This window comes from Bradyrhizobium sp. AUGA SZCCT0431, assembly GCF_018131065.1.
Lineage (GTDB): Bacteria > Pseudomonadota > Alphaproteobacteria > Rhizobiales > Xanthobacteraceae > Bradyrhizobium.
This window is the reverse complement of record NZ_JAFCLR010000004.1, coordinates 227588-252490: the sequence shown is the minus strand read 5'-3', so window position 1 is coordinate 252490 and position 24903 is coordinate 227588. Positions and strand designations below refer to the sequence as shown.

At 63.0% G+C, this 24903-nt stretch carries 25 protein-coding genes; 13 read left to right on the top strand and 12 right to left on the bottom strand.

What is annotated here, in order from left to right; genetic code table 11:
- Window positions 1-63 precede the first annotated feature (63 nt).
- Window positions 64-867, top strand: coding sequence for an enoyl-CoA hydratase/isomerase family protein (locus JQ567_RS05650; RefSeq protein ID WP_212437869.1), 804 nt, complete (start codon window positions 64-66; stop codon window positions 865-867).
- A gap of 104 nt (window positions 868-971) precedes the next feature.
- On the opposite strand, the gene JQ567_RS05645 is transcribed toward JQ567_RS05650, so the two are convergent.
- Together JQ567_RS05645 and JQ567_RS05640 are read right to left on the bottom strand one after the other, a co-directional pair.
- Entirely contained in the window at window positions 972-1772 is an 801-nt protein-coding gene (locus JQ567_RS05645; RefSeq protein ID WP_212437868.1) for an enoyl-CoA hydratase/isomerase family protein, read from the bottom strand.
- An 81-nt stretch (window positions 1773-1853) separates the two neighbouring features.
- On the bottom strand, window positions 1854-2735 hold the full coding sequence (locus tag JQ567_RS05640) for an SDR family oxidoreductase (RefSeq protein WP_212268836.1): 882 nt from the start codon (window positions 2733-2735) through the stop codon (window positions 1854-1856).
- A gap of 260 nt (window positions 2736-2995) precedes the next feature.
- Between JQ567_RS05640 and JQ567_RS05635 the strand changes: the two genes are divergently transcribed.
- Window positions 2996-3559: a MarR family winged helix-turn-helix transcriptional regulator gene (locus JQ567_RS05635; RefSeq protein ID WP_212437867.1), complete on the top strand. Its 564-nt coding sequence runs from the start codon at window positions 2996-2998 to the stop codon at window positions 3557-3559.
- Window positions 3560-3619: 60 nt separating this feature from the next.
- Here JQ567_RS05635 and JQ567_RS05630 read toward each other — a convergent pair whose 3' ends face one another.
- Window positions 3620-4522: an SDR family oxidoreductase gene (locus JQ567_RS05630; RefSeq protein ID WP_212437866.1), complete on the bottom strand. Its 903-nt coding sequence runs from the start codon at window positions 4520-4522 to the stop codon at window positions 3620-3622.
- A 104-nt stretch (window positions 4523-4626) separates the two neighbouring features.
- Complete coding sequence (locus JQ567_RS05625; RefSeq protein ID WP_212437865.1) at window positions 4627-5598, bottom strand: tripartite tricarboxylate transporter substrate binding protein; 972 nt, start codon at window positions 5596-5598, stop codon at window positions 4627-4629.
- Between the two features lie 181 nt (window positions 5599-5779).
- Here JQ567_RS05625 and JQ567_RS05620 point away from each other — a divergent pair, with 181 nt between their 5' ends.
- On the top strand, window positions 5780-6790 hold the full coding sequence (locus JQ567_RS05620) for an NADP-dependent oxidoreductase (protein WP_212437864.1): 1011 nt from the start codon (window positions 5780-5782) through the stop codon (window positions 6788-6790).
- A 26-nt stretch (window positions 6791-6816) separates the two neighbouring features.
- On the opposite strand, the gene JQ567_RS05615 is transcribed toward JQ567_RS05620, so the two are convergent.
- The 3 genes from JQ567_RS05615 to JQ567_RS05605 form a co-directional block, all read right to left on the bottom strand.
- Complete coding sequence (locus tag JQ567_RS05615) at window positions 6817-8034, bottom strand: ABC transporter substrate-binding protein (protein ID WP_212437863.1); 1218 nt, start codon at window positions 8032-8034, stop codon at window positions 6817-6819.
- A 145-nt stretch (window positions 8035-8179) separates the two neighbouring features.
- Window positions 8180-8578, bottom strand: coding sequence for a hypothetical protein (locus JQ567_RS05610; RefSeq protein ID WP_212437862.1), 399 nt, complete (start codon window positions 8576-8578; stop codon window positions 8180-8182).
- A 104-nt stretch (window positions 8579-8682) separates the two neighbouring features.
- Entirely contained in the window at window positions 8683-9702 is a 1020-nt protein-coding gene (locus JQ567_RS05605) for an amidohydrolase family protein (protein ID WP_212437861.1), read from the bottom strand.
- 186 nt (window positions 9703-9888) lie between these two features.
- Here JQ567_RS05605 and JQ567_RS05600 point away from each other — a divergent pair, with 186 nt between their 5' ends.
- Genes JQ567_RS05600 through JQ567_RS05560 form a run of 9 tightly spaced genes read left to right on the top strand, consistent with a single transcriptional unit; the run spans window position 9889 to window position 17235 of the window.
- Complete coding sequence (locus JQ567_RS05600; protein WP_212437860.1) at window positions 9889-11100, top strand: NAD(P)/FAD-dependent oxidoreductase; 1212 nt, start codon at window positions 9889-9891, stop codon at window positions 11098-11100.
- Window positions 11101-11131: 31 nt separating this feature from the next.
- Entirely contained in the window at window positions 11132-12403 is a 1272-nt protein-coding gene (locus tag JQ567_RS05595) for a Rieske 2Fe-2S domain-containing protein (protein ID WP_212437859.1), read from the top strand.
- A gap of 17 nt (window positions 12404-12420) precedes the next feature.
- A complete protein-coding gene (locus JQ567_RS05590; protein WP_212437858.1) occupies window positions 12421-12906 on the top strand; it encodes an aromatic-ring-hydroxylating dioxygenase subunit beta in 486 nt (161 codons plus the stop codon).
- Window positions 12907-12920: 14 nt separating this feature from the next.
- Window positions 12921-13682 carry an SDR family oxidoreductase gene (locus JQ567_RS05585; RefSeq protein WP_212437857.1) on the top strand — a complete coding sequence of 254 codons (762 nt, stop codon included), beginning with the start codon at window positions 12921-12923 and terminating at the stop codon, window positions 13680-13682.
- 8 nt (window positions 13683-13690) lie between these two features.
- Window positions 13691-14005, top strand: coding sequence for a non-heme iron oxygenase ferredoxin subunit (locus JQ567_RS05580; protein ID WP_212437856.1), 315 nt, complete (start codon window positions 13691-13693; stop codon window positions 14003-14005).
- A gap of 35 nt (window positions 14006-14040) precedes the next feature.
- Window positions 14041-14691, top strand: coding sequence for a TetR/AcrR family transcriptional regulator (locus tag JQ567_RS05575; protein ID WP_212437855.1), 651 nt, complete (start codon window positions 14041-14043; stop codon window positions 14689-14691).
- A complete protein-coding gene (locus JQ567_RS05570) occupies window positions 14688-15584 on the top strand; it encodes a VOC family protein (RefSeq protein WP_212437854.1) in 897 nt (298 codons plus the stop codon). Before JQ567_RS05575 ends, JQ567_RS05570 begins: the two co-directional genes overlap by 4 nt.
- Window positions 15581-16441, top strand: coding sequence for a VOC family protein (locus tag JQ567_RS05565; RefSeq protein ID WP_212437853.1), 861 nt, complete (start codon window positions 15581-15583; stop codon window positions 16439-16441). Before JQ567_RS05570 ends, JQ567_RS05565 begins: the two co-directional genes overlap by 4 nt.
- Before the next feature lie 14 nt (window positions 16442-16455).
- A complete protein-coding gene (locus JQ567_RS05560) occupies window positions 16456-17235 on the top strand; it encodes an SDR family oxidoreductase (RefSeq protein ID WP_212437852.1) in 780 nt (259 codons plus the stop codon).
- Between the two features lie 29 nt (window positions 17236-17264).
- On the opposite strand, the gene JQ567_RS05555 is transcribed toward JQ567_RS05560, so the two are convergent.
- The 5 genes from JQ567_RS05555 to JQ567_RS05535 form a co-directional block, all read right to left on the bottom strand.
- On the bottom strand, window positions 17265-18233 hold the full coding sequence (locus JQ567_RS05555) for a tripartite tricarboxylate transporter substrate binding protein (RefSeq protein WP_212437851.1): 969 nt from the start codon (window positions 18231-18233) through the stop codon (window positions 17265-17267).
- A gap of 61 nt (window positions 18234-18294) precedes the next feature.
- Window positions 18295-19500, bottom strand: coding sequence for a CaiB/BaiF CoA-transferase family protein (locus tag JQ567_RS05550; RefSeq protein ID WP_212437850.1), 1206 nt, complete (start codon window positions 19498-19500; stop codon window positions 18295-18297).
- A 12-nt stretch (window positions 19501-19512) separates the two neighbouring features.
- Window positions 19513-21750, bottom strand: coding sequence for an acyl-CoA dehydrogenase (locus JQ567_RS05545; RefSeq protein WP_212437849.1), 2238 nt, complete (start codon window positions 21748-21750; stop codon window positions 19513-19515).
- 6 nt (window positions 21751-21756) lie between these two features.
- Window positions 21757-22566, bottom strand: a complete 810-nt coding sequence (locus tag JQ567_RS05540; RefSeq protein ID WP_312017351.1) for an enoyl-CoA hydratase-related protein — start codon at window positions 22564-22566, stop codon at window positions 21757-21759.
- A gap of 59 nt (window positions 22567-22625) precedes the next feature.
- Window positions 22626-23492 carry a FadR/GntR family transcriptional regulator gene (locus tag JQ567_RS05535; RefSeq protein ID WP_212437848.1) on the bottom strand — a complete coding sequence of 289 codons (867 nt, stop codon included), beginning with the start codon at window positions 23490-23492 and terminating at the stop codon, window positions 22626-22628.
- Between the two features lie 84 nt (window positions 23493-23576).
- Here JQ567_RS05535 and JQ567_RS05530 point away from each other — a divergent pair, with 84 nt between their 5' ends.
- Window positions 23577-24716: an acyl-CoA dehydrogenase family protein gene (locus JQ567_RS05530; protein WP_212437847.1), complete on the top strand. Its 1140-nt coding sequence runs from the start codon at window positions 23577-23579 to the stop codon at window positions 24714-24716.
- Window positions 24717-24903: the final 187 nt, after the last annotated feature.

Genomic DNA, 24903 nt, shown 5'->3' with positions numbered 1-24903 from the left:
TTATGGCCATCCACACCGCACCGTGACATCCTGCTGTCCCGGCGCGAATGGGAAACGCACGACATGGACAAATTCACGACCATCACCGTCGAAGCGCGCGACGCCATTGAAATCCTCTCCCTCAATCGGCCGGATGCGCTCAATGCCGTGACGCCCGCGATGGCCGACGAGCTGATCGCCTACTTTTCGGGGCTTCATGATCGCCTGAGCACGCGCATTGTCATCTTCCGCGGTAATGGGCGGGCGTTTTGCGCCGGGGCCGAGCTCGGGTCCGATGCGTTCGCAGCGCCCGGCGCGGGGCGTCCGCAGCGGCAGCTCGACATGCAGCAGCGCTACTCGCGGATCATCCGCCTGATGCGAAGCTGCCCGCAGCCGATCGTCGCACTTGTTCAGGGCGCGGCATGCGGCGCGGGGTTTTCGCTGCTGCTGGCCTCCGATGTCCGCTTTGCCACGCCGGCAGCGCGGATGAACGCCGCCTACATACGCGTCGGCGTCGGCGGCTGCGACATGGGATCCGGCTATCTGTTGCCGCGGCTGATCGGCCTTTCGGTGGCGTCGGAATTGTTGCTGACCGGGCGGTTTCTTGGCGCCGATCGGGCCAAGGCGGTGGGGTTGGTCAGCGACGTCGTAGCCGACGACAAATTGCTCGAGACCGGCCTTGCCTTCGCCGCGGAAATGGCCCGCGCCTCGCCGATGGGTTTGCGCCTGACCAAGCAGACGCTGAACGCGCTGATCGACGCGCCCGGCATCGATGCCGCGCTGATGATCGAAGACCGCCAGCAGGTGATGCTGCTTGAAACCGGCGACCACCAGGAGGCTGTCGCGGCATTTCGAGAGAAGCGCGATCCGACCTACAGGGATCAATAGAGCATGATCCGGAAAAGTGGGCACCGGTTTTCCGAAAAGATCATGCTCAAATAAAAAGATAGATTGGAATGACGATTCGAAGAAGCGTCATCCCAATCTAGAACCTATCTTCCCGCGAATGTCGGTTTGCGCTTCTCCCTGAAGGCTTTTACCCCCTCCTGGGCGTCCGCCGTTCGCGAGATCGCCGCCAGCGTTTGCGCCTCGTCTTCCAACTGGCTTTCAATCGAACGGTTGAGCGTCTGCAGGAACAGGCGCTTGATCCCGCCATAGGCTTCCGTGGGACCTGCCGCCAGCTCACGCGCGATCTTCTCGGCCTCGGCGACGACCGCCTCGTCGTTCACGACATAGTCGACCAAGCCAGCCGCCAGTGCGGCGTCGGCGTCCATGGTTTCCGCCAGCAGGAAAAAGCGGCGGGCACGGGCGACCCCGATGCGCCGCGTCACGGTTGTCGTCGAGCCGCTGTCGGGTGTGAAGCCGATCTTCGCGAATGCGGAGGAAATGCGCGCCGATTTGCCGATCACCACCAGATCGCCCGCGGCCATCAGCGAGACGCTGCCGCCCGCCACGTTGCCTTGCACGGCCACGACGACCGGCGCACGCATGCGGACCATCCGCACGATGGCGGCATGCAAATCGGCCGTCCAGGACTTGATGGTCACCGGCAGCGCGGCGCCACGGGAGGCGAGCGCTGCGAGATCGCCGCCGACACTGAACAGCCTTCCGCGTGCGGAGATCAGCACCGACCGCACATCGTCGCGCTCGCTCAATTCTGCCATGCAAAGGCCGAACTCACGGCAGAAGTCGCCGTCGATCGGGTTGCCGCGCTCGGGCTGATTGAGAACGATATGCGCGAGGCCACCGTCGATCGTGCATTCGAAGCTGGTGGTAGCGATTGCCAGACCCATTGCGTCTCTCCCAGGGCGTTCGGACCTTCTTGGAAATTCGAGGCGGCCAGCATGGACCGGCTTTTCGTCGCCGGCCTGGCGTCAGGCTGACCGGCCTTCCTTTTCCTTGCGCGTGGAGGCTTGAATGGCCTCGCGCGCCCGCTGCCAATCGTCCGGCGAAAGTTTTGAAAGCCCGGCAAACGTGCTTGGCGCCGCCAGGTGATGCCCGCCGTCGATGCTGATCGTATCGCCGGTGATGTAGCTGCATCCATCCGACATCAGGAAGATCATGAGATTGCGCAGCTCGTCCATCTTGCCGAACCGGCGCAGCGGAACTTCGTCCGCCTGGGTCGCCCCCACGCCGGTCTCCGCCAGCGGATTGAGCTTGTCCCAGGCATTCTCGGTCGGAAACGGACCGGGCGCGACCGCGTTGACGCGGATGCCCTTCGGTCCCCATTCGACCGCAAGCGACATCGTCATCGCATGCACCGCCGCCTTGGCCATCGCGGCCGGCACCACATAGGCCGATCCGGTCCAGACCCAGGTGACGAGATTGCTGATGATCACGCCGGGAAGCCCCGCGGCAATCCAGCGTCTTCCGCAGCCCTGCGCCGCGTAAAACGAGCCGTCCATGATGGTCGACCTGATCGCCTCGTAGCCGCGTGGCGACAACGTCTCGGTCGGCGCCAGGAAATTGGCGCCGGCGTTGTTCACCAGGCCCGTGAGAGGTCCGGTGGCCCAGATTTCCGCCATCATCTTTTCAATGCTGTCGGGATCGCGAACGTTGGCGACCAGCGCCTCGGCCTGCCCGCCCGATCGCGCACGAATTTCGCCCGCCGCCTGCTCGAGAATTTCCGGCCGGCGGCCGCAGATGAAGACATGTGCGCCGTGGGCGGCGAACCCCAGCGAAATCTCCTTGCCGAGCCCCGTGCCGCCGCCGGTCACGAGGATGCGCTTTCCCTTGAGGACGTCACGGCTGAACATGAACGGCAAATCCCGCTATTCGAAGCTTACATCACAGCCGAGCCAGGCCGCCAAGCCGAATTAATACACTAATGTACTTCATCTGTAAATCGCGATCGTCCCGACTCAAGGATGTCCCCGGGAGCTCAATCCGGCTCAATTCCCAGCAAATAAAGCGGATTCCTGGGGATACGCGCAGCCGGGAATCGCCGCGGACGGGTTCGCCGCGGCGCGTTCCTTTTAAAATACGCTTGTGTATGATATCAGTTGAATCGCCGGTGATGGACACGCAATCGGTATCAGCTTCTGACGAGGAAAAAATCGACATGGTCGACCGGCCCGACTGGGATCTCCGACTAGGCTACCTCATCCACGACGTTTCCCGGCTGCGCCGGATGATGTTCGACCGCGCCCTGGCGCCGCTCGGCATCACGCGGTCGCAATGGTGGGTGCTTGCCTTCATCTCGCGGAAAGACGGACTGCCGCAGACTCAGCTCGCCAATGAGCTCGACGTCGGCAAGGTCGGCGTGGGAGCGCTGATCGACCGTCTGGAGTCTTCCGGCTTCGTGCTTCGGCAGGCAGACCCGGTCGATCGCCGCGTCAAGCGCGTCTTCGTCACCAAACAGGCGCGCGGCTTCCTGGAAAAACTTCGCAAGGAGACCGACAAATTCAATGCCCAGCTCACCCAGGGGATTGACCGCAAGGCATTGGAAGCGGCGTCCGACGCATTGCTGGCGATGAAGCACAATCTGCTGGCGATGTCCGACGGAAGCGCCCTGCCGGACGAGAGCGAAGAAGACGTCGGCAAGAAGAGCAAACCGCGGAAGAGCAAGAGAGCGGCCTAGCCGCTCATCCCTTTACGTGCTGAGCAGACGGCATCGATAGCGATGCGGCTCCGCGGCGCTCTATGATGCGATGTCTCGTCCCCAAATGTCGGCATTGGGCCGGGCTTGCTTGATCAACGCGGCAATTTTTGCGCCCAGCTCATTCGGATCCTCGACCGGCTCTATTCCGGGACCCGCATGCCAGCCCTCGGCGACTTTGAGAATTCCGTCACCGGCTTCGAACACACGGCCTGTCACATCGCCGGATTCCTCGCTGGCCAGCCAGACGACAATCGGCGCAACCCAGCGCGGATTGCGCCGCTTGATCTCTTCCTCGGTACGCTCTCGCAACCCCTCCGTCATCCGGGTCTGCGCGCGCGGCGCGATGGCGTTGACAGTTATTCCATACTGCCGGAGTTCGGTCGCGCTGATGATGGTGAAGGCGGCGATGCCCGCCTTTGCCGCCCCGTAATTGGTCTGGCCGACATTGCCGAACAGGCCTGAGGCGGAAGACGTATTGATCAGGCGCGCGCTCACCGGCGAACCGCGCCGCTTGGCCTCCTGCCGCCAATATTGTGCCGCATGGTGCGAAGGCGCGAACGTCCCCTTCAAATGCACCTTGATGACGCTATCCCATTCCTGCTCGGTCATGTTGACCATCATGCGGTCCCGCAGAATGCCGGCATTGTTGATCAGGACGTCGAGGCGTCCAAAAGTCCCGACCGCTTCGTCGATCAGCGCCTTCGCGCCGGCCCAATCGCTGACGTCGTTGCCGTTCACGATGGCTTCGCCGCCGGCCTCCCTGATCGCCTCGACCACCGACTGCGCCGGCGTCAGATCGGCGCCCTCACCCGCCGCGGTGGCGCCGAGATCGTTGACGACGACCTTCGCCCCCTGCTCTGCCAGCATCAGCGCGTATTCGCGCCCGAGGCCGCGGCCCGCACCTGTCACGATCGCAACACGTCCCGCACACAGATTTCCCATTTTCAACGTTCCTAGATCGTTTCGTTTCACTGATACATACACTCAGGGGAACTCACCATCGCCGCAGCGCCATTTGCGCACGTCGACGAACAGCTGAGCGCCGTTCACTTCTTTTCGATCTTCGCGGTCGCGACGATCTCGGCCCAGCGCCTGGTATCCGCTTCCTGAAAGGCCCCGAGCTCCTGCGGCGTCGAGGGAAATGGCGCAGCACCGATCGTGGTCAGGTACTTTTTCGCCTCAGCGCTGTTGACGAAGCCGGTGACCAGAGTGTTGAGCCTTGCGATGATTTCGGTTGGCGTCTTTGCCCGGACGAAGACGCCAACCCAGGCCGTCAATTCGTAACCCGGCAATCCGCTTTCCGCGATGGTGGGTAGCTCCGGCATCGTCTCCAGCCGCTTTGCACTGGTCACGGCCAACGCCCTCAGTTTGCCGTCCTGGACCAGTCCCTGCGCGCTCGCGGGATCAGCGAAGACACAATCGATCTGACCGCCCATCACGTCCGTCAGAGCCTGCGGCATGCCGCGATACGGCACATGCTGCATTTCGATGGCGTGGCGAAACCTGAATAGCTCGGCCGCGCCCCTGCTCGATGTATTGCCGCTGCCAAAGGACAAGGGTTTTTCGCGCTTCTTCGCCAGCGCGACGAATTCGGTAACGGTCCTGGCCGGAAAATCGGCCTTTACCGTCAGCATCATCGGTATCGTCATGATGCCGGCTACCGGCGCGAAGTCCGCTTTGGGATCGTAAGGCAATGAATGGAACAGGCTGATGTTCGCCGCCTGCGTCGAATTGGTCGTCACAAATGCCGTATAGCCGTCGGGTTCCGCCTTCAGGACCGCGAGCGCCGCAAGATTGCCGTCCGCGCCGGGCTTGTTCTCGACGACAACGGTCGCGTTTGTCGTTGCACGAATGCTTTCGGCCAGATGCCGCGTTACGCTGTCGGTCGCGCTGCCGGGCGGGAACGGCACGATCAGGGTGATACGCTGCGAGGGATAGGGTTCCGCAGCAGCCGCCGGGAAGCAAGCGGCCAGGAGAAGTACGACGACAGCGATAGCCCGCGTTAAATTGGCCCTCAAGCTGATCTCTCCCCTGTTGGCGTTTGGGCGGCATCGCCTTCCGGATCGACCTCGACATATGGGCCTTGTCCGATATAGTACACATACGTACTATCTTTGCGGACTAATGCAAGCGGATCGGTGGGCCCATCAGCTCGTCGCGTGCGAGCACCGCATACCCTTCCAACAGGAACCGTTGGCCATGAACAACAATCGCAATCGTCAGGTCATCCTGAAATCCCGGCCGGCCGATATTCCCCAGGCCGATCATTTCGAAATCATCGAGTCCGACGTTCCCGATCTGCGGGACGGGCAAATCCTGGTGCAGAACCTTTACCTTTCGGTCGAACCTGCCATGCGCGGCTGGGTCAGCAGTGTCGCCAATTATTCGGAACCGGTACGCATCGGCGAAGTGATGCGCTCATTCGCCGCCGGCGAGGTACTGCAATCGGCACATCCCGACTTCAAGCCGGGCGACAAGGTCATGGGCATGTTCGGATGGCAGGAGTTCGCCGTCGTCGGACCTGCCGCCGTCACACGAAAGATCGGGGAAGACGGACTGCCGCTTTCGCTCTCGCTCGGCGTCACCGGTCTCAACGGGATCACGGCATTTTTCGGGCTGCTGGACGTTGGCCAGCCGCGCCCCGGCGATACCGTTGTGGTGTCGACCGCGGCCGGCGCGGTGGGGTCGGCGGTCGGCCAGATCGCAAAACTGTCGGGTTGCCGGACAGTCGGGATTGCCGGCGGGCCGGCCAAGGTCGCCCAGTGTCGTGAACTGTTCGGCTACGACGTGGCGATCGATTACAAGAGCAACAGTCTGGAAACCGCGCTCGCCGCGGCCTGCCCGGCGGGTGTCGACCTCTATTTCGACAACACCGGGGGCGCTATCAGCGACATCGTGCTTCGCCATCTCGCCGTCGGCGCCCGTGTGGTGATCTGCGGAACCGCGTCGGTGTCAAGCTGGAATCCGTGGCCCAACGGTCCGCGCGCCGAGCGCCACCTGCTGGTCAAGCGCGCTCGCATGCAGGGTTTCGTCATCTTCGACTACGCGCCCCGGTTCGAAGAGGCCGTCACCCGTCTGGCCCAGTGGATCCGCGATGGACGACTGCGCTATTCCGAAGACGTGCTCGAAGGCATCGAACACGCGCCGGGAGCGATCGCCGGTCTCTATCGCGGTGAAAATACCGGCAAGCGGCTCATCAGGATTCGCTGACGGGCATTACTTCGGGATCGATGCCGCTATTTCGCCGACGCTGATGTTGACGCTTCGTCGATCAGCTTCCACGAAGAGCCTTCGAACTTTGCCATGCGCAGCGATTCATAGGGTGCGTAGTCCTGCGGCGTGGTGTTGAGCTGAATTCCGGGCAGCATCATTTTATGGCGCTGGCCCTTCATGTTGGTCGCCTGCTTCAGGAGATTCTCGCGTGTCAGGTCGTCTCCACATTGCGTGATCGCCCGGACGATGCCCTGCACGTTGATGTAGCCGGACAGGGCGACGAAATCGCCGGGATTGTCGTTCGGCACCCACTTCTTCATGAAGTCCACATACTCCGTCACCTCGGGGTCGTTGGCCCAGGCCGGATCACCAGCCTGCTTGGTGAACTGCGTCGTGATGATGCCTTGCGCGTTTTCGAAACCGGCCGGCTCCAGCACCGTCTTGACCGAATTGGTCGGGCTGGCAAGGAACTGGAGCGGCGCCCAGCCCGTCTCCTTCACCTTGCGCAGTCCTTGCGCGGTGAATTTTGGCGTCGAGAAGTACAGCAACGTGTCGGCGCCCGAATCCTTCAGGCGCACGATCTGCGAGTCGATGGTCGGCTCGGTGATCTCGTAGGCAACTTCGGCCACGATCTTTGTCTTGTCGCCAAGCGCGGCCTTCAGTCCGACCAGGAAGTCCTTGCCGTAATCATCATTCTGATAGAGCACGCCGACCTTGGCGGCCAGCTTGTGCTTCAGGATGTACTGCCCGAACGTTTTCCCCTCCATTTCGAAGCCCGGATACATCGGCACGGTCCAGGGAAAGTTCTGCGGGTCGGCGAAACGCCGGCCACCGGCAGACACGAAGATGTGCGGCACCTTGGCGCCATTCAGATATTTCTGGATCGCGACATTCGGCGTCGTGCCGACGGTACCGACATCGGCCAGCACCTCGTCATTCTCGACCAGTCTTCGGGTCTGTTCGATCGCCTTCGGCGGACTGAAGGCGTTATCGAGCGAGATCAGGTTGACCTTGCGGCCGTTGATGCCGCCGGCCTCGTTGACCATCTTGAAATACCCGGTCATCACACGGCCGTAGCTGGAGAACGCCGATGCCGGCCCGCTATAGGGCACGGTCTGGCCGAGCTTGATCTCGGTATCGGTGACGCCGGGCCCGTACTTCTTCTCGGCGGCCGACAGATCACCGATCGTTGCAACGGCCATTACGGCGGCCGCGGCCGTCCATCCCAATTTCCGGATCATGCTTCCCTCCCCGTTAAGCCCGCTTGAACGGATCTCAATTTAACAGTACACTAGCATACTACTTTTTGGCTTACAAGCAAGTTAGCCGGTTTCTTTTGTCGCGGGCCCGTAGCGGCGTTGGCACGCATCAGCACGGCCTACCCTTCTACTCGCACGCTCTGGATTCGCCTTTGGTTTCCTGGAGTTCAATCCGGTCGATCTGCGCGAACAATTCATCCGCGATATCAAGATCGGTTGCGAAGTTCATGGGATCGGCGTGGCCGCATATCACGTCGGCGAAATGCCAGGCCGCCACGGCGAGCACCCGGTCCTTTGCCATCACCGCGATCTTGAGCGGATGGCTGGCGCCGACACCGCGTGCGGTCTGGTAGCCGTCGGCGATGCAATAGAGTTCGACCCGCACCTTTCCGGTCGCTACCGCCTGGATCGAAACCTCGATGTCGCAAAAGCCGAACGCGGGATCGTCGCGCGAGCCCTCCGCATAGAAATAAAATGCACCGATTTTGCCATGCGCGCACGGTCCCAATACGCGGTCACGCGGCACCTGCGGGTCCGGCCTTGCCGGCGTACGCGGTGGAAGGAGCCCAAGCGAACAGAATTGACGATAGGAATAGCAGGTAGCCAGAACAGCCTCCCCTCAATTTCGCTTCAAGCCGGGGCCCAGATCTCGAGACCCAACAAGCCCTTCGCATTGCTCATAAACGTTTCACGCGCGAGGCCCAGCGCCCGCTCGGCAAACTCCGCCGGCCGATCCTGCTTGATCGTGAACGGATAGTCCGACCCAGCCACAATGCGGTCCTTGCCGACCTTGGTCACCAGATAGTCCAGCGCGACATCGTCATAGAGGATGGTGTCGTAAAAGAACGACTTCACCATCTCGCCGGGATCGCGCGGAAACAGGCTATCCAAGGGCGGTCCGATGCTCCGGGCGTGCCGCAGCCGCGGCAGGATCCAGGGCAGCGCGCCGCCGCCATGGCTCAGCAGGATCCGCAGATTTGGGAAACGCTCGGTCACACCGTTGGTCATCAGCGACACCGCGGCAAAAGCGGTTTCGAGCGGAAACGCCGCTACCGCCGCCAGCTCTGGCCGGCCACCCATGCGGTCGAGACCGAGCGGGTGCAGCGGATGGACCATCACCAGCAGCCCCGCCTGTTCGGCCGCGGCATAGATATCGTGCAGCCTGATATCGCCGAGCGGAATACCGTTGATGTGGCTGCCGATCTCGATGCCGCGCAGGCCAAGCGATTTGATCTCTTCCAGCCGCTTGACGGCGAGAGACGCATCCTGCATGGGCGCCATGCCGATGCCGATGAATTGCCTGGGGTTCGCATTGCAGAGTTCGGCGATGCCCTCATTGACATGCCGGCACAGCGCGTCGGCATCCGCGGCCGGAAACCAGTGCGACAGCAGTTCCGGCATTGGCGAAACGACCTGCACGTCGACATCGTCGGCCGACATGTCGTCGATGCGGCGTTCGGCGTCCCAGCTTCGGGAATCGATGATGCGGAACACCTTGCCGCCGACCATGACCGCGGCTCCATCCGCCCCCTTGCGCTCGATTGAGGGCCAGAGCGGATTGCGTCCGGCCTGCTGCGGAATGCTGCCGGGAACGAAATGGGTATGGATATCGATGGCCTCGGCCACAACGCGCTTCCTCGATATTGTCATGCACCGCACCAGTTCCCCGCCCACATTCTCCGGGCGGAACCTGCGATGTTACTTTACAAGCAGGTTGGACTGTTTTTAATATGGATGCAATCAAAGAAACGAATTGCATGGTTTTGCGGACCTCGCTCAACCGGCCAGCGGAAAGGACGCGACGATCAAGATCGCGTCAGGGAGCGAAAGCGGAAATTGTCGGCGCCAATCGAAAACATCGTGATTGCAGGAGCGGGCCAGGCCGGCGGCCGTGCGGCGGAAGCGTTGCGCGCCCGCGGCTTTCAGGGCGCCATCACCATCCTCGGCGAAGAACCCCATCCGCCGTACGAGCGGCCGCAATTGTCCAAGGCGATGCTCTACAGCCCGGACACGCCGGTAGCCTACATCAAGCAGGCCCGGGATTGGAGCTACGTCCTGAACGTTCGACTCGAAACCGGTGCGGCAGTAACTGATTGCGACGCCGACCGGCGCACGGTTACCACAGCCGATGGCCGTTCGTTCGCCTACGACCGCCTGCTGATCGCGACCGGAACGCGGCCTCGCCGGCTTGCTGCGCTGGAAAACCCGGGCCTTGAAATTCAGTACCTGCGCAACGTCGAGGATGCGCTGCGCTTTCGCAAATCCGTTCAACATCAATCCCGGATCGTGATCGTCGGCGGTGGCGTGATCGGGCTCGAGGCGGCCTGCGCAGCCGCAAAGAACGGATGCCGCGTTACGGTGATCGAGAGCGAGCCGCGCTTGCTGGCCCGGGCATTCCCGCCGCTCGTCAGCGACATCGTCGCCGCGAAGCATCGCAGCCATGGCGTCAACTTCATCTTTGGCGCGACCGTCACCGGAAGTAAGCCTGATGGCGTTCAGCTCAGCAATGGCGATGGGGTCGAGGCGGATCTGGTGCTGATCGGCATCGGCGTCGAACCGGTGCCGACGGTCGCGGAACGGCTTGGTCTGCCCTCGGCAGGCGGGATCGCCGTCGATGCCTGCGGCCGCACCGCGGCGTCAGGCGTATTCTGCGCCGGCGATGCCGCTCTGCAATGGAGCCGATGTCACGGCCGCGCGATCCGCGTCGAGACCTGGGCCAATGCGCAGAACCAGGCGATTTCGGTCGCGGCGAACATGATCGGCGAGGCAAAGGAATACACCGATCCGCCCTGGTTCTGGACCGACCAATATGACCTGAACATCCAGGTCGCCGGCGACATGCTCGACAGCGACCACATCGTTCGCGGCGATGAGCGTTCTGGAAAATTCTCGGTTGTGGCGATCCGCGGGTCGGAAGTGGTCGGCGCGTTGTCGGTTAATGCCGCCAAGGAGATGGCCATGCTCAAGCGCGTGATCGCGGCGAACGCGAGGCCGTCACGTTCCGACCTTGAATCGCCCGCCTACGATCTGCGGGCCGCCTTGAAATGAAAAGCAAAGAAATTTCCAGGGAGAGACAGCAATGAACGCGTTCCAACGAATGAATACCGCGCTCATGATCGATGAAGGCAAGAAAATATTCAAGGTTTCGCGCCGGGCCTTTGTCGATCCCGATATTCTGGAGGCCGAGCGGGCGCAGATCTTCGACAAATGCTGGCTCTACCTCGGCCATAGTTCCGAACTCGCCAAGCCCGGGGATTTTGTCACGCGTTCGGTCGGCGGCCGAAACATTCTCTTCGCCCGCGATGGCAAGGGCAATCTCACGGCGATGCTCAACACCTGCCCGCATCGCGGTGCGCAGGTCTGCCGCGAAAAGCACGGCAGCGCCAAATCCTTCCAGTGCTTCTATCACGGCTGGGTATTTGGGCTCGATGGAACGCTGCGCAGCCAGCCTGGCGAGTCCTCCTACGCCGAGGATTTCAAGGAGCGCTCGACCTCCAACATGCAGCAGGTGGCACGGTTCGAGAGTTACCGCGATCTCAATTTCATCTGCTTCGACAAGGGCGTCGAAAGTCTCTCGGACTATCTTGGTCCGGTGACGGAGTATCTCGATGTGATCTGCGATCAGGCCGAGATGGGAATGACCATCGTCGGCGGCACGCAGGAATATTCGATGCGGGCGAACTGGAAGCTGCTGACCGAGAACAGCATCGACGGCTACCACGCGTTGACGACGCATGCGACCTATCTGGACTATCTCAAGTCGGCGACCGGCGCGCTGGCTCAGGTCGCCTTTGAAGGCTCTGCGCGCGATCTCGGCAAAGGCCATGCCGTGCTCGAATACAAGGCGCCCTGGGGCCGCCCCGTCGCGCAATGGATCCCCTCATGGGGCGAAGAAGGAAAACGCGAGCTTACCCGTCTTTATGATGGCCTGGTGAAGCGGTTCGGCAAGGAACGCGCCGATCGCATCGCCACCTTCAACCGCAATCTGTTTATCTTTCCGAACCTGGTGATCAACGACATCATGGCCGTGACGGTGCGAACTTATTATCCCGCCGCGCCCGACTTCATGAACATCAGCGCCTGGGCGCTGGCCCCCAAGGAAGAGACCGAATGGGCGCGGAAATACCGGCTGTTCAACTTCCTCGAATTTCTCGGGCCCGGCGGCTTTGCAACGCCTGACGACGTCGAGGCGCTCGAACAGTGCCAACGCGGTTTTCGCAACTCCGCCGAGGCGCAGTGGAACGACATTTCGAAAGGCATGGGCAAGGACAACCCGTCCTACGACGACGAATTGCAGATGCGCGCGTTCTGGTCAAACTGGAACGAGCATATTTTCAGGGTGCCGGCATGAGCGACGGAGTAACCGTGATGCAAACCATAGCCCGCACCGACGTCGAGGATTTCCTGTTTGCCGAAGCCGAAATGCTGGATGAATGGCGGCTGCCGGAATGGCTGGAGCTGTTCACTGACGACGCGATTTATTACGTCCCGGCGACGGATCTGGCCGTCGACGCTTCGCCCGACAACAACCTGTTCTATGTCGCCGACGACCGCTTCCGCCTCAGCGAACGGGTCAAGCGCTTGATGAAACGAACCGCGCATGCCGAGTTCCCGCATTCGCGGACGCGACACCTCGTCAGCAACGTCCGCATCAGAAAGCCTATCGGCGACGATATCGAGGTGAGTTCGGCCTTTATCACCTATCGCACCAAGGACGGCGTGACGGACACCTATTTCGGCAGCAACCGGTATCGTCTGGTGCCCGGCAACGGCACGTTCCGGATCAAGGAGAAGCGCTGCCTGCTGGACAGCGAAGGTCTTCGCGCCCAGGGCCGCGTCAGCATCATTCTGTGAAAGCAAAGCAGGTAATGGACAAGAAGCTCAGGGATAATGTGGCCATCGTTACGGGCGCGGCCAAGGGAATTGGCCTTGCGATCGCCGAGCGGCTGGCGCGGGACGGCGCCAAGCTCGTGCTTGCCGACCTCGACGAAGCCGGGCTGAAGCAGGCTGCCGCTCATCTCAGCAAGAAGTTCGGCGCCGAGGTCACCAGCCATGCCGGCGACCTCTCCGATCAGGGCACGGCGGAGAAGACCATCAATCTCGCGAGCGAGCGCTTCGGCCGGCTCGACATCCTCATCAACAACGCCGGCGGCGGCATCGTCAGGGCCTTCACCGAGCAAACGCCGGAAACGCTGAAAACCACCATCGATCGCAATCTGTGGACCGTGCTGTGGTGCTCCTGGTACGCGGTTCCCACGATGCGCGCACAGGCTTATGGCCGCATTATCAACCTCGGCGCCGATTCAGTCCGCAACGGCTTGTGGGACCACGCCGCCTATAACGCCGCCAAGGGCGGCGTTCATGGCCTTACGACAGGCATGGCGCGGGAATTCGCCAGGGACGGCATCACGGTCAACACGGTGGCGCCCTGCGCGGTGAATACGCCGCAGATGGTGGCGATCACCAAGAGCAACCCCGCGCTCGCCGCCAAGTTCGTCAGCGTCATTCCCATGGGCCGTCCGGCCGAAATGGAGGAAGTCGCCTCGATGGTTTCCTATCTCGCTTCCGCCGAAGCATCGTTCGTGACCGGACAGGTCATCAGCGTCAACGGCGGCAGCACCATGCTCTAGGTCTCGATATGGCTGAAACACTCGTCCTCTGCGCGGCCAATGAAGTGGTCGAAGGTGAAATCAAGCAGGCGCCGCTGCCCGATGGCTCCAACGTGGCGCTCTACCGGGTCGACGGCGCGATCTACGCCACTGCCGACATGTGTACCCACGGCGAGGCATCGCTTGCGGAAGAAGGCATCATCACCGGGAAAACCGTGGAGTGTACGTTCCACTTCGGCACGTTTGACGTGACCACCGGCGAGCCGACCGGCATGCCCTGCGAGATCGCATTGAAAACATATCCCGTCACCATCGTCGACGGGAAGGTTCAGATCGAGGTCTAGAAATGGCGAACCGTCCAGATCGTGTCCCTGCCCCAATGAAAACCGCCCGCCGACCGCTTGGCACCGCCCGGCGGCGCACCCAGGCCGAACGGACCGAGGAAACGCGCACGCGCATCCTCAAGGCCGCTTCCGAACTCATTCGCCGGCGCGGCTACGCCCGCTTTCGGACCGCTGACGTCGCCGCCGAGGCAGGCCTGTCGCGCGGCGCGCAGCTTCATCATTTCCCGACCAAGGATTCGCTTGTGGTCGCCACCCTGGAATACGTCTTCGAGCAGGCGCAGATCCAAAGCCGTCGCCGCGCAGCGGCCGTCAATCGGCCGCGTGATCTGATCGAAGCCGTGATCGAGGACGCGCGCGAGTTCTTCTTCAGCGAACATTTCATGGTGGCGATCGACATCGTGCTGTCGACGTCGACCGATCAGGCGGTGCGCAAGCAGATCCTGGACATCTCCCGCAAGGCGCGCCGGCCGGTCGAGACGGCCTGGACCGAAGCGCTGGCCGCGAGCGGCGTGTCGCCTTCGCTGTCGGCCGACATCGTGGCCCTGACGCTCAGTCTGGTGCGCGGCATGGCGCTGCGCACGCTCTGGGACAACGATCCCAAATGGTTCGACGAGCTGTTCGCGGTGTGGCGGCGAATGATCAAGATTTTCCTGGAATCCCAGCATCCGAAGGCGCGGGCGCGATGAACAACGGCCGCGCCACACCCCTGATCACATCGGTATGCTACGTCCGCCTCGCCGTCAGCGAGCCGAGCGCGAGCGCGCGCTTTGTGTCCGATATTTTCGGCCTGCAGCGCGTCGCCGATCAGGATGGCGAGATCGCCTTTCGTTCCGACGACCGGTTTCGCACGGTGAGCCTCGGCCAGAATTTTGCTGATGGCACCAGCGTCGGGATCGAGGTCTGGGATGATACGGCGCTGGCAGAAATCGGCGGGCGATTGCGCGCACTCGGCTTTGTCGTGAACGAGGCATCAGCCAGCGAGTGCAAGCGCCGGTACGTGCAGTCGGCGCTGCTGACCGAAGACGCATCAGGCAATCGGATCGATCTGGCAGTGCGCCCGACGCGAAGCGGACGGCGTTATTTTCCGCCGCGCGATGCCGGCATCGTCGCGTTTCATGGCGTCGGCCTTCGCAGCACCGATCATGCACGCGACCTCGCATTCTGGCGCGCACTCGGCGCCGAGGTCAGCGACTGGGTCGGCGACATCGCCTATTTGCGGATCGACGGATTGCACCACCGCATCGCGCTCTATCCGTCGAACCACAATGGGCTGCTCTATGCGGCGTTCGAAGTCGAGGCGCTCGATCAGATCATGCAGAACAGCTACTTCATGCAGGAAAGCCAGATCAGGATCGTGCAGGGCCCGGGCCGCCAGGCCGCCTCGCGCCAGATGTTCCTGCACGTCGAAGGCCCGGACGGCCTGATCTTCTCCTATGTGAACGGCATGACTGAAATCGACGGCAAGCCGCGGCTGGCGCGGCAATTCCCGCTTGTCGCCACGTCGCTCTGCGACTGGGGCAGCGAAAGCAAGGACGTACCGGAACTGAGCGCCGGGCCGATGAACAGGAGAACAACATGATCCAGCTGAAGGATGTGAGCTACGTCTGCCTCGGTTCGCCCGATCTCGAATCGGCCGAGAATTTCGCGACCGCCTGTCTCGGCCTGCAGATTGCCGAGCGCGGCAAGAAGGACCTGTACCTTCGCTCCGACGAGCGTGCGCACACGCTGTGCTACATGGAAGGCGCCCCTGACGACCAGACCGTCGGCTTCGAGGTCGAGGACGAGGCGAGCCTGCAGGAGGCGGCCTCCACGCTGGAAGCACTCGGGCATGCCGTCCACGCAGGGACTGCGCAGGAAGCCGAGCGGCGCAAGGTGCGAGCCTTCATCGGCTTTCGCGATCCGACCGGCAATCGCATCGAGCTGGTGGCGCGGCCGGAACGCAGCGGCCGGCGCTATTTTGCCAGCCGCGATGCCGGGATCACCGGCTTCAGCCATATCGGCCTCAACTCCACTGATCCGGCGCGCGATGAGCGGTTCTGGACGCAAGTGTGCAACGCCCGTGTCAGCGACCGGATCGGCGATATTCCGCTGATGCGCATCAATGCGATCCATCACACCATTGCGCTGGTGCGGGCGCCGAAGGCCGGCATCCAGCACATCAACCACCAGGTCGAGACCAGCGACGACGTGCTGCGCTCCTACTACTTCCTCAATGAGCGACGCGTGCCGATCGTGTTCGGCCCCGGCCGGCATCCGACCTCGGGCGCGCGTTTCCTCTACTTCAAAGGCCCGGACGGCATGATCTTCGAATACTCGGTCGGCGTCGACGAGATCGAGGACGAGGCGACGCACCGGCCGCGGCAATTCGGCTTTGAGCCGACCAGTTTTTGCATGTGGGGTTCAAAGCCCGCGGGCATGGCCCTGCCGAACTCCTGATTGGAACAGAACACATGGATCTCGGATTGAAGGGACGCACCGCGATCGTGTGCGCGGCAAGCCAGGGGCTTGGCAAGGCGAGTGCGATGGCGCTTGCTCGCGAGGGCGTGAAACTTGTTATCGCCGCGCGCCGCGGCGAGGTGCTGGGAAGTGCTGCTGACGAGATCGCGTCTGCGACCGGCAACCGGCCCAAAACCGTCATTGCCGACGTGACCACCAAAGAAGGCCGCGACACCATTCTCGCCGCCTGCCCGGCTCCCGACATTCTCATCAACAATGCCGGCGGGCCGCCACCCGGGGATTTCCGCAAATTCGAGCGTGAGGACTGGATCAAGGCGCTCGATGGTAACATGCTGGCGCCGATCGCGCTGATCAAGGCGACACTGGACGGCATGATCGCGCGCAAGTTCGGTCGCATCGTCAATGTCACCTCGCATGCGGTGAAAGCGCCGGTCGCGATGCTTGCGCTTTCCAACGGCGCGCGCACCGGCTTGACGGGTTTTGTCGCGGGACTGGCCCGGTCGGTCGCCGAGCACAACGTGACGATCAACAACCTGCTGCCCGGCACGTTCGATACCGACCGCCTCAAATCCAATCTGGCGGCGCTGGCCCGAAATTCGTCGCGCGAGGTCAGCGCCGTGACCGAGGAGATCAGGACGGCCAACCCGACCAAGCGGTTCGGTCACCCCGATGAATTCGGAGCGACCTGCGCGTTCCTGTGCTCGTCGCAAGCCGGTTACATCACCGGGCAAAACATCCTGATCGACGGCGGCGCCTATCCCGGCACGTTCTGATTCGAACAAGCCCGATCAGCTTCCGGCCATTACTCGGTCTTAACATTGCGCTCCTCGATCACCTTGCGCCACGCGGGAATTTCGGCCGCTATGATGGCGGACAGTTCGGCGGGGGTACTGGTCGCGGCCTCCACGCCGTAGGCCAAAAAGCGGTCGCGCAACTGCGGCGTCGCCAGCGTGGTGTTGATGGCAGCATTGAGCTTGCTGACGATCTCAGGCGGCGTGCCCGCGGGAGCCAACAGCCCGAACCAGGTTTCGACTGAATATCCCTTCAAGACGTTGCCGATGGGCATAGCACCGGGAGCAACGGCGGAGCGCTCGGGAGACGAGACGCCGAGCAGCTTCACCTTGCCGGAGCGGATATGCTCGTTCAGCGTGTCGGATGTTGTCGTCAGCAAGATGTCGACCTCGCCGGCAAAGATCGCGAGCGTTGTCGGTGCCTGGCCGCGGTACGGGACGTGGACCATCTGCAGCCCGGCCTGGTTGAGAAAACGTTCTGTGCTGAGATGTCCGAGCGAGCCCGGTCCGGCGGTCGCATACAGCATCGACTTGCCCTGCGCCTTGGCATAGGCGATCAGGCCGGCGGCATCGTTCACCGGCACCTTTTCGCTCGCAACCAGGACCAGCGGCGCCTTGGAGACCAGCGAGACCGGTGCAAAGCTCTTCAACGGATCGAAATCGACGCCTTTCTGAAGCAGAGGGGCGATCGAGATCGGACCGTTGTTTGCAAACAAAAGCGTGTAGCCATCCGGATCCGCCCGGGCGGCTTCGTTGGCGCCGGTCGTGCCCGCCGCGCCCCCGCGATTGTCGATGACGAGCGGCTGGCCGAGGATCTTCGCCATCGGCTCCTGCAGCGCGCGCGCCATGATGTCGGTCGAACCGCCGGCGGGATATGGCACGATGAGCCGGATCGGCCGAGACGGGTAATTGTCTGCGGCGGCAGTTCCGGCAAGAACCACAAGCCCGAGCGCAAACGCGAAGAAATGAAGTCGTTTCACGTCGATCCTCCCATCAGGTCGTCTCTTTATTTTTTGATGCAGTCTTTCTCTCCGGCCGGCTTTATTCCGCTGCCGTTCTGGCGACCTTTCCGAACGCGCCGAAGGCAGTCAATTTGGCGATTTCGTCCGCGGACAGTCCAAGCACGCGTTCGAGCACGTCGTCGCGGTGCGACCCGATGGACGGAATTTCCCTCCCGATCGCACTACGCGCACCCGACATTCGCCACGGCGCGTTGACGCCCTTGAATTCGCCGGCGGCGTCAGCGATCGGTGCGAATGTGCCGCGACCAGCGAGATCGGGATCGTCCAGCGCTTCGGCCGGGTCACGAAAGCGCGCGCTCGGAATGCCGGCCTGATCGAGCACGGCAAGGCATTCGTCCATTGTGTATTGCATGGTCCACTTTTCGATGACCTGCATCATCGCGGTCCAGTTCGCGCCGCGCTTCGGCACCGATGTGAAGCGCGAGTCGGATGAAAGCTCCGGCAGGCCGGTCAGGTCGCGAAGGGCCGCGAAGTTGCGCGCCGACACCGGCGCGATCAGGATGTCGCCATCCCTGGTGCGCACGGGCCCATAAGTCGGCCGCGGCATCGGCTTGGAGAATTGCGCTTCCTGCAGCTCATACACCAGGAGATTCAGCATGCAGTCCATCAGGGCGACATCGATGCGTTGTCCTACGCCGGTGCGCGAGCGCTGCACCATTGCAGTCTGAATTGCCGAGAAGCCGAAAATGCCGCCGAGAACATCGGCGACGAACACCGCACCTGCCGCCGGCCGGTCGCGGTCGCCGGCATACCGCATCAGCGTGCGATCGAAGCCGCTCTCGGCATGAACGATCATCGCATAGGCGGCGCGCTCGGCCTGCGGACCGGTCTGGCCGTAGCCGGAGATCGAGCAGTAAATCAGTCTCGGATTGATCTTTCGCAGCGTCTCATATCCGAGACCCAGGCGCTCCATCACACCGGGTCGGAAATTCTCGACCAGGATGTCGGTGTCTTCGACCATGCGATGGACGAGCTTGATCGCATCTGACGATTTCAGGTCGAGCGCGATGCTCCGCTTGCCGGCATTGAGCTGGCCGAAATAGGCGCTGTGGCCGTCACGCACCGGCGCGCGCAGGCGCATCTCGTCGCCTTCCGGCGGCTCGATCTTGATCACTTCCGCGCCGACATCGGCCAGCAGCCGCGCGCAATAGGGCCCGGCCAGCATGATGGAGAAATCCAGCACCCGCACGCCCTCGAGGGGCGATGTCGATGTTCGGTCCTGCATACTGCCTGCCTCCTATCTCGGCAGCCCGAGCCCGCGCTGGGCGATCAGGCTGCGCTGTATCTCGTTGGTCCCGATGCTGATCACCCACATCAGCGAATGCCGCAGGTTCTGTTCGAACCGGCCATTGTCGATCGCGCCCGGCATCTGCTCGGAAATCGCGGCGCGCATCCCGAGAATGTCGAGCGCCGCCTCGCCGAAGCGTTCCATCAGTTCGCCGGAATAGACCTTGCTGATGGCGCCATATTCCGGCGGCGTCACACCATCGGCCGCGAGTTCGGCGCAACGCATCATCAGTTGGCGGCCAACCTCGATTTCGCAGGCGAGCGTCGCCATCTTGTCACGAACGATCGGATCCTGACCGGGCGGCGGCCGATCGCCCTCGGCCGCCATCACATGCCGGCGCAGTTGCTCGAAAGCGTGGGCCACCTTCAGCACGATGCCGCCGCCGACCAGACCGCGCTCAAAGGCGAGCGCGCCCGTCAGGACTTTCCAGCCGCCATTGACCTCGCCGACGATGTTTTCCAGGGGAATGCGAACGTCGTCGTAGAAGATGTTGGCAAACGTGCCGTCATACATCGTGCGCGCCGGCCGGATCGTAATACCCGGCGCATTCATCGGGACGATGAACATGCTGATGCCGGCGTGCGGCGGCTTGGCGTTCCTGTCGGTCCGGGCCGCAAGAAACATATATTTGCCCCACCAGGTCGTGGTCCAGATCTTCTGGCCGTTGATGACCCAGTGCTCGCTATCCCGCACCGCGCTGGTGCGCAGCGCGGCGAGATCGGAGCCGGCCTGAGGCTCGCTGTAGCCCATGCCGTGCATGGCCTCGCCACGCAGGATTTCCGGCAGATATTTCTGCTGCTGCGCCGGCGTGCCGAACATCATCAGGGCGTTGACCTGGATCGACGCGCCGATCCGCGGTGCCTCGCTTTGCTCCATCGTCTCCATGAAGGCGATCTGCTCCAACGGGGAACAGCCCTGCCCGCCGAATTCCTTCGGCCATCCGAGGCCGATCCATCCGGTCTTGCCGATATCGCGCGCGAACTCGGCGTCGAACTCACGCTTTTCAAATGGCCGTTCGTCGAACCTGGCCTTCCTGTCGCCCGACCAGTTCTGATCGAGCCATCGCCGCACCTGTTCGCGCAACTCGTTGCCAGCCGGACCGAGATCGTATTGCGGCAGCGGCGCGCCGCCGCGATCAAGCAAATACGAAGCCAGCCGCCGCCGCGCCTCAGGCGCACCGCCGAGCGCGACCGTGTCCAGGTGCACGCGCTTGAAATGTTGCGCGGCCTCGTGCTCTTCGGCATAGCCGATGGCGCCGAAAATATGTTGGGTCTCGAGCGACACGCGCCGCAGCGCGTCGCCGCCGAAGGCAGCCGCGCAATCAGCGAAATAGCGCCAGTTGCGGTCGCCAGTGTCGTGCAGCCTGGCCGCATGATCCAGGATGAGGCTGACGCCTTCGAGCGCAATGAGGCCGTTCGCGAGCTTGTGCTGGATCGCCTGGAACTTTGCGATTGGTTGCCCGAACTGGTGACGCTCCTTGGCGTAGTCCGTGGCCAGCTCGAACGCCCGCCGGGCCGCGCCGTGCGCGCGCCCCAGCAAGGCTACCTGAGCCTTGAGGCTGATATCGTCGAGATTGGCGCCCTCAAGCGGAAGAAGCGTCAGCGGCGCCGAATTCAGCCGCACCTCGCAGAGCCCCCAGGCGCCCATGGCGCGCGTCGGCGCGAGGTCAATGCCTGAAGCATCCAGTCGAACGAGGGCAAGATGGGCCTCGTCAGCAGCTACGAGAAGATATGTGGCACCGGCGGCCTCGACGAAACGAAGCACGCCTGTTGCGCGCGAGCCGTCAATCCGGATCAATCCTGCACCCTCATCAGGGTCGCGGGCGCCGAAGGAGAAAGCAGCCACCGCTGTGCCGGCATGCAGCTTTTCCAGCAGCTCCACCGCGGCGTCGGTCCGCGAGCCCGAGAGCGCAAGGTTGGCCACCGCAGCGGACCACATCGGCGCCGGACACGCGGCACGGCCAAGTTCTTCCATCACCACCCGGATTTCGCGAAGGCCGCCTTCGTCGTGGCCGGAGCCGAGCGCAGCCACCCCCTGCCCGATGAGCTTGCGCCAGATCGCAGAGATGTCATCCGGAGACGGGCGTTCCTTGCCGCCGCCCGCGGCCCAATGCGCTTCGAGAAACCCGCGCAGGGAATCCCGAAGCATCTTGGCGATGTCGTCGCTCGGAGGCCCGGCCGCATCCATGCGAGACTATGCCTTGCCGTATTTCGGCTTGCGCTTCTCCTTGAACGACATGGTGGCCTCTTTGTGGTCGGCGGTCTCGAATGTCACCTGCTCGAGCGCCATCGAGGCCTCCAGCATCATATTCACGCGGTCCTTGACGATCTGGTTGATCGACAGCTTGGTCCAGCGAATGGCCCAGGTCGGGCCGTTGGCGAGCTCAATCGCGATCTCGCGGGCCTTGGCGAGCACCTCCGCGCGCGGCACGACATGATTGACCAGCCCGATCCGCTCGGCCTCCTTGCCTTTCAGGAGGGTGCCGCGGATCAGGTATTCCTTGGCCTTGTTGATGCCGATCAGCAGCGGCCAGATGATGGTGCCGCCATCGCCGGCGACCAGGCCGACGCGCGAGACGTGGGTGTCGCCGATGCGCGCGTCCTCCGCCATCACGGTGATGTCGCAAAGCAGCGCGTGGGTCGCGGCGAGGCCGATGGCGTCGCCGTTGATCGCCGCAATGATCGGCTTGTCGAGTTCGAGCTGGCGCGTCACGCCACGGCGGCTGATCATGGGGTCGTGAACCTCGCCCTCTTCGAGGACGTCGCCGCCCGGCCGCTCCGACATCGCCTTCACGTCGCCACCGACGCTGAAGAAGTCGCCCGCGCCGGTCAGCACCACGACGTTGACGGCGTGATCGTCGGCCAAGTCATCCCAGATGGTTCGCAGCTCGCGGATCAGCTTCTGATTGATCGCGTTGCGTGCTTGCGGCCGGTTCAAGGTCACGGTCGCGACCTTGTCCGCAACCTCGACCGACAGGCATTCGTATCTGGCGTATTGGGACACATTTTCCTCCGTTGTTATAATTGTTCGAGCGTGGATCGAGCCACCCCCTGCTATCTGGGCTATCTGCGCATTCCGGGCTGCACCTCCGCCAACGCGACGTGAAGCGACATCGCGCCGGGGTCCTGCTCCAGCATCCGCTGCACGGACTCCAGATGGGTACGCATCAGGCGCGTCGCCGACGCAACATTTCGTTCACCCAGCGCCGCCAGGAATTGCCGCCGCTTTTCCGCCAGCCGCGCCATCGCGACGCCGCTCGACGAGACCTTGGCGTAGACGAAGCGCATGTGAATCTCGGTGACCGAATCCATGATCATGGCGATCACCTTGTTACCGGTCGACGCCGCGAGCAGTTTATAGAATTCGCGCGAGCATTCGACGCGGTCCAGCAGCCGCCCTTCCCGCGTCGCATCCTCGGTGCGCCGAATATTGGCCTCGAGCGCGTCGAGATCGGCTTTTCGCGCATTGGCGCAGGCCAGCCGCACCACGAGATCGAGAACGTGAACGCGCGCTTCCGACAATTCCCGGACGGAGATCGTGCCGAGCGACAGCATATCGCGCATGACGCCGTTCATGCGGCTGGTATCGCCCTCCTGGATAAAGGCGCCGCCCTTGACGCCTTTCTGCAGTCGAAGCACGCCGGCCATCTCGAGGCTGCGCAACGCCTCGCGCAGGACGTTGCGGCTGACGCCGAGCTGCTGGGCCAGGTCGCGCTCGGGCGGCAGCTTGTCGCCCGGCTTGAGGACGCCGAGCGCGAGCTGCTCGCGGATGCGCTCGCAGATTTCCTCGAACGCACGCCGTGTGCGGATCGGGCGGAATGCCGGCGCGGCCGGCGCTCCAGCCGCGCGGTGATCGGGGACCCGCTCGCGCCGGTTGGGCGTCGATGACCTGGGGCGGGCGGGCGTGCGAGGGCTTGACTTGGTGCTCATGGGGTGGATTATTAAATGGATCACCCATTCAATGGAAGTCCCTTTTTTTAACTTCCAGCAAGAAAAGATGACCCAGGGATCAACATGAGCTTCACCGAGGAGCAGATCGCGTTCCGCGACACCGTGCGGAAGATGGTCGCAAAGCACGTCGCGCCTGTCGCGGCCGAGATCGACGAGACCGACCGTTTCCCGCTCGAACTGGTGAAGCTGTTCGGCGAGATGGGGCTGATGCAGCTCTGGGTGCCGGAACGCTACGGTGGCCCGAACGGCAACCTGACCATGGCCTGCCTCGCACGTGAGGAGATTTCCAGGGTCTCGCCGGCCTGCGCCTCGATCGCGGCACTCAACACCATGTTCATCATGCCGCTGCTTCACTTCGGCTCCGAGGAACAGCGCACCAAATACCTGCCGATCATCGCCAAGGGCGGGGTCGTCACGGCGATCGCGATATCCGAGCCACAAGCCGGCTCCGACGTCACCGCGATCAACACCCGTGCCCGGAAGGACGGCGACAGCTACGTCCTCAACGGCCGCAAGCAATGGTGCAGCTATGGCGTCGTCGCCGACTACATCGTGGTGATGGCCCGGACCAGCGACGCCCCGGGTGCCGACGGAATCAGCGCCTTCATCGTCGAGCCGAAGAAGATGTCAGGCATCTCGTTCGGACGCCACGAGCGCAAGATGGGATTCCGCGGCGCGCCAAACACGCCGATCTTCTTCGACAATGTCCGCGTGCCTGCGGAGAATTTGGTCGGGGAAGAAGGCAGGGGTTTTAGGGCGTCGATGCGCGCGCTCGACCTCAACCGACCAACCATCGGCGCCCAGTCCGTCGGCCTGGCGCAGGGCGCGCTCGACGCGTGCGTTGCCTACGCCAAGGAGCGCAAACAGTTCAAGAAGGCGATCTCGGAGTTCCAGGGCGTGCAGTTCATGCTGGCCGACATGGCCATGCAGATCGAGGCTGCGCGCGCCCTCGTCTATGAATGCGCCCGGGCCGGCGATGCCGGCGACTGGAAACGCCTCAACGTGCTTGCCAGCATGGCCAAATGCGTCGGCAGCGACATGGCCATGAAGGTGACAACGGACGCCGTCCAGATCTTCGGAGGCTACGGCTACACCATGGATTATCCGGTCGAGCGCATGATGCGCGACGCCAAGCTGACCCAGATCTTCGAAGGCACCAACCAGATCCAGCGCGTGGTGATCGCCCGGGAGCTGCTTCGGTAACTGTGCCGACAAAGTGACCGTCAACGAGATGGCCTCAACCCGGGCCAATTCCCGGCTGGCGATTCCTGCTTCGTCCGCTCGATTGATCATGGACGTCTCGGGAACCCCCGGTTCGCCCGCCGCAGCCTGTGATCGGGCACGCGGGAACAACAGTGTCCCCAAGGCGCCTTCCGATTACGGGATCAGG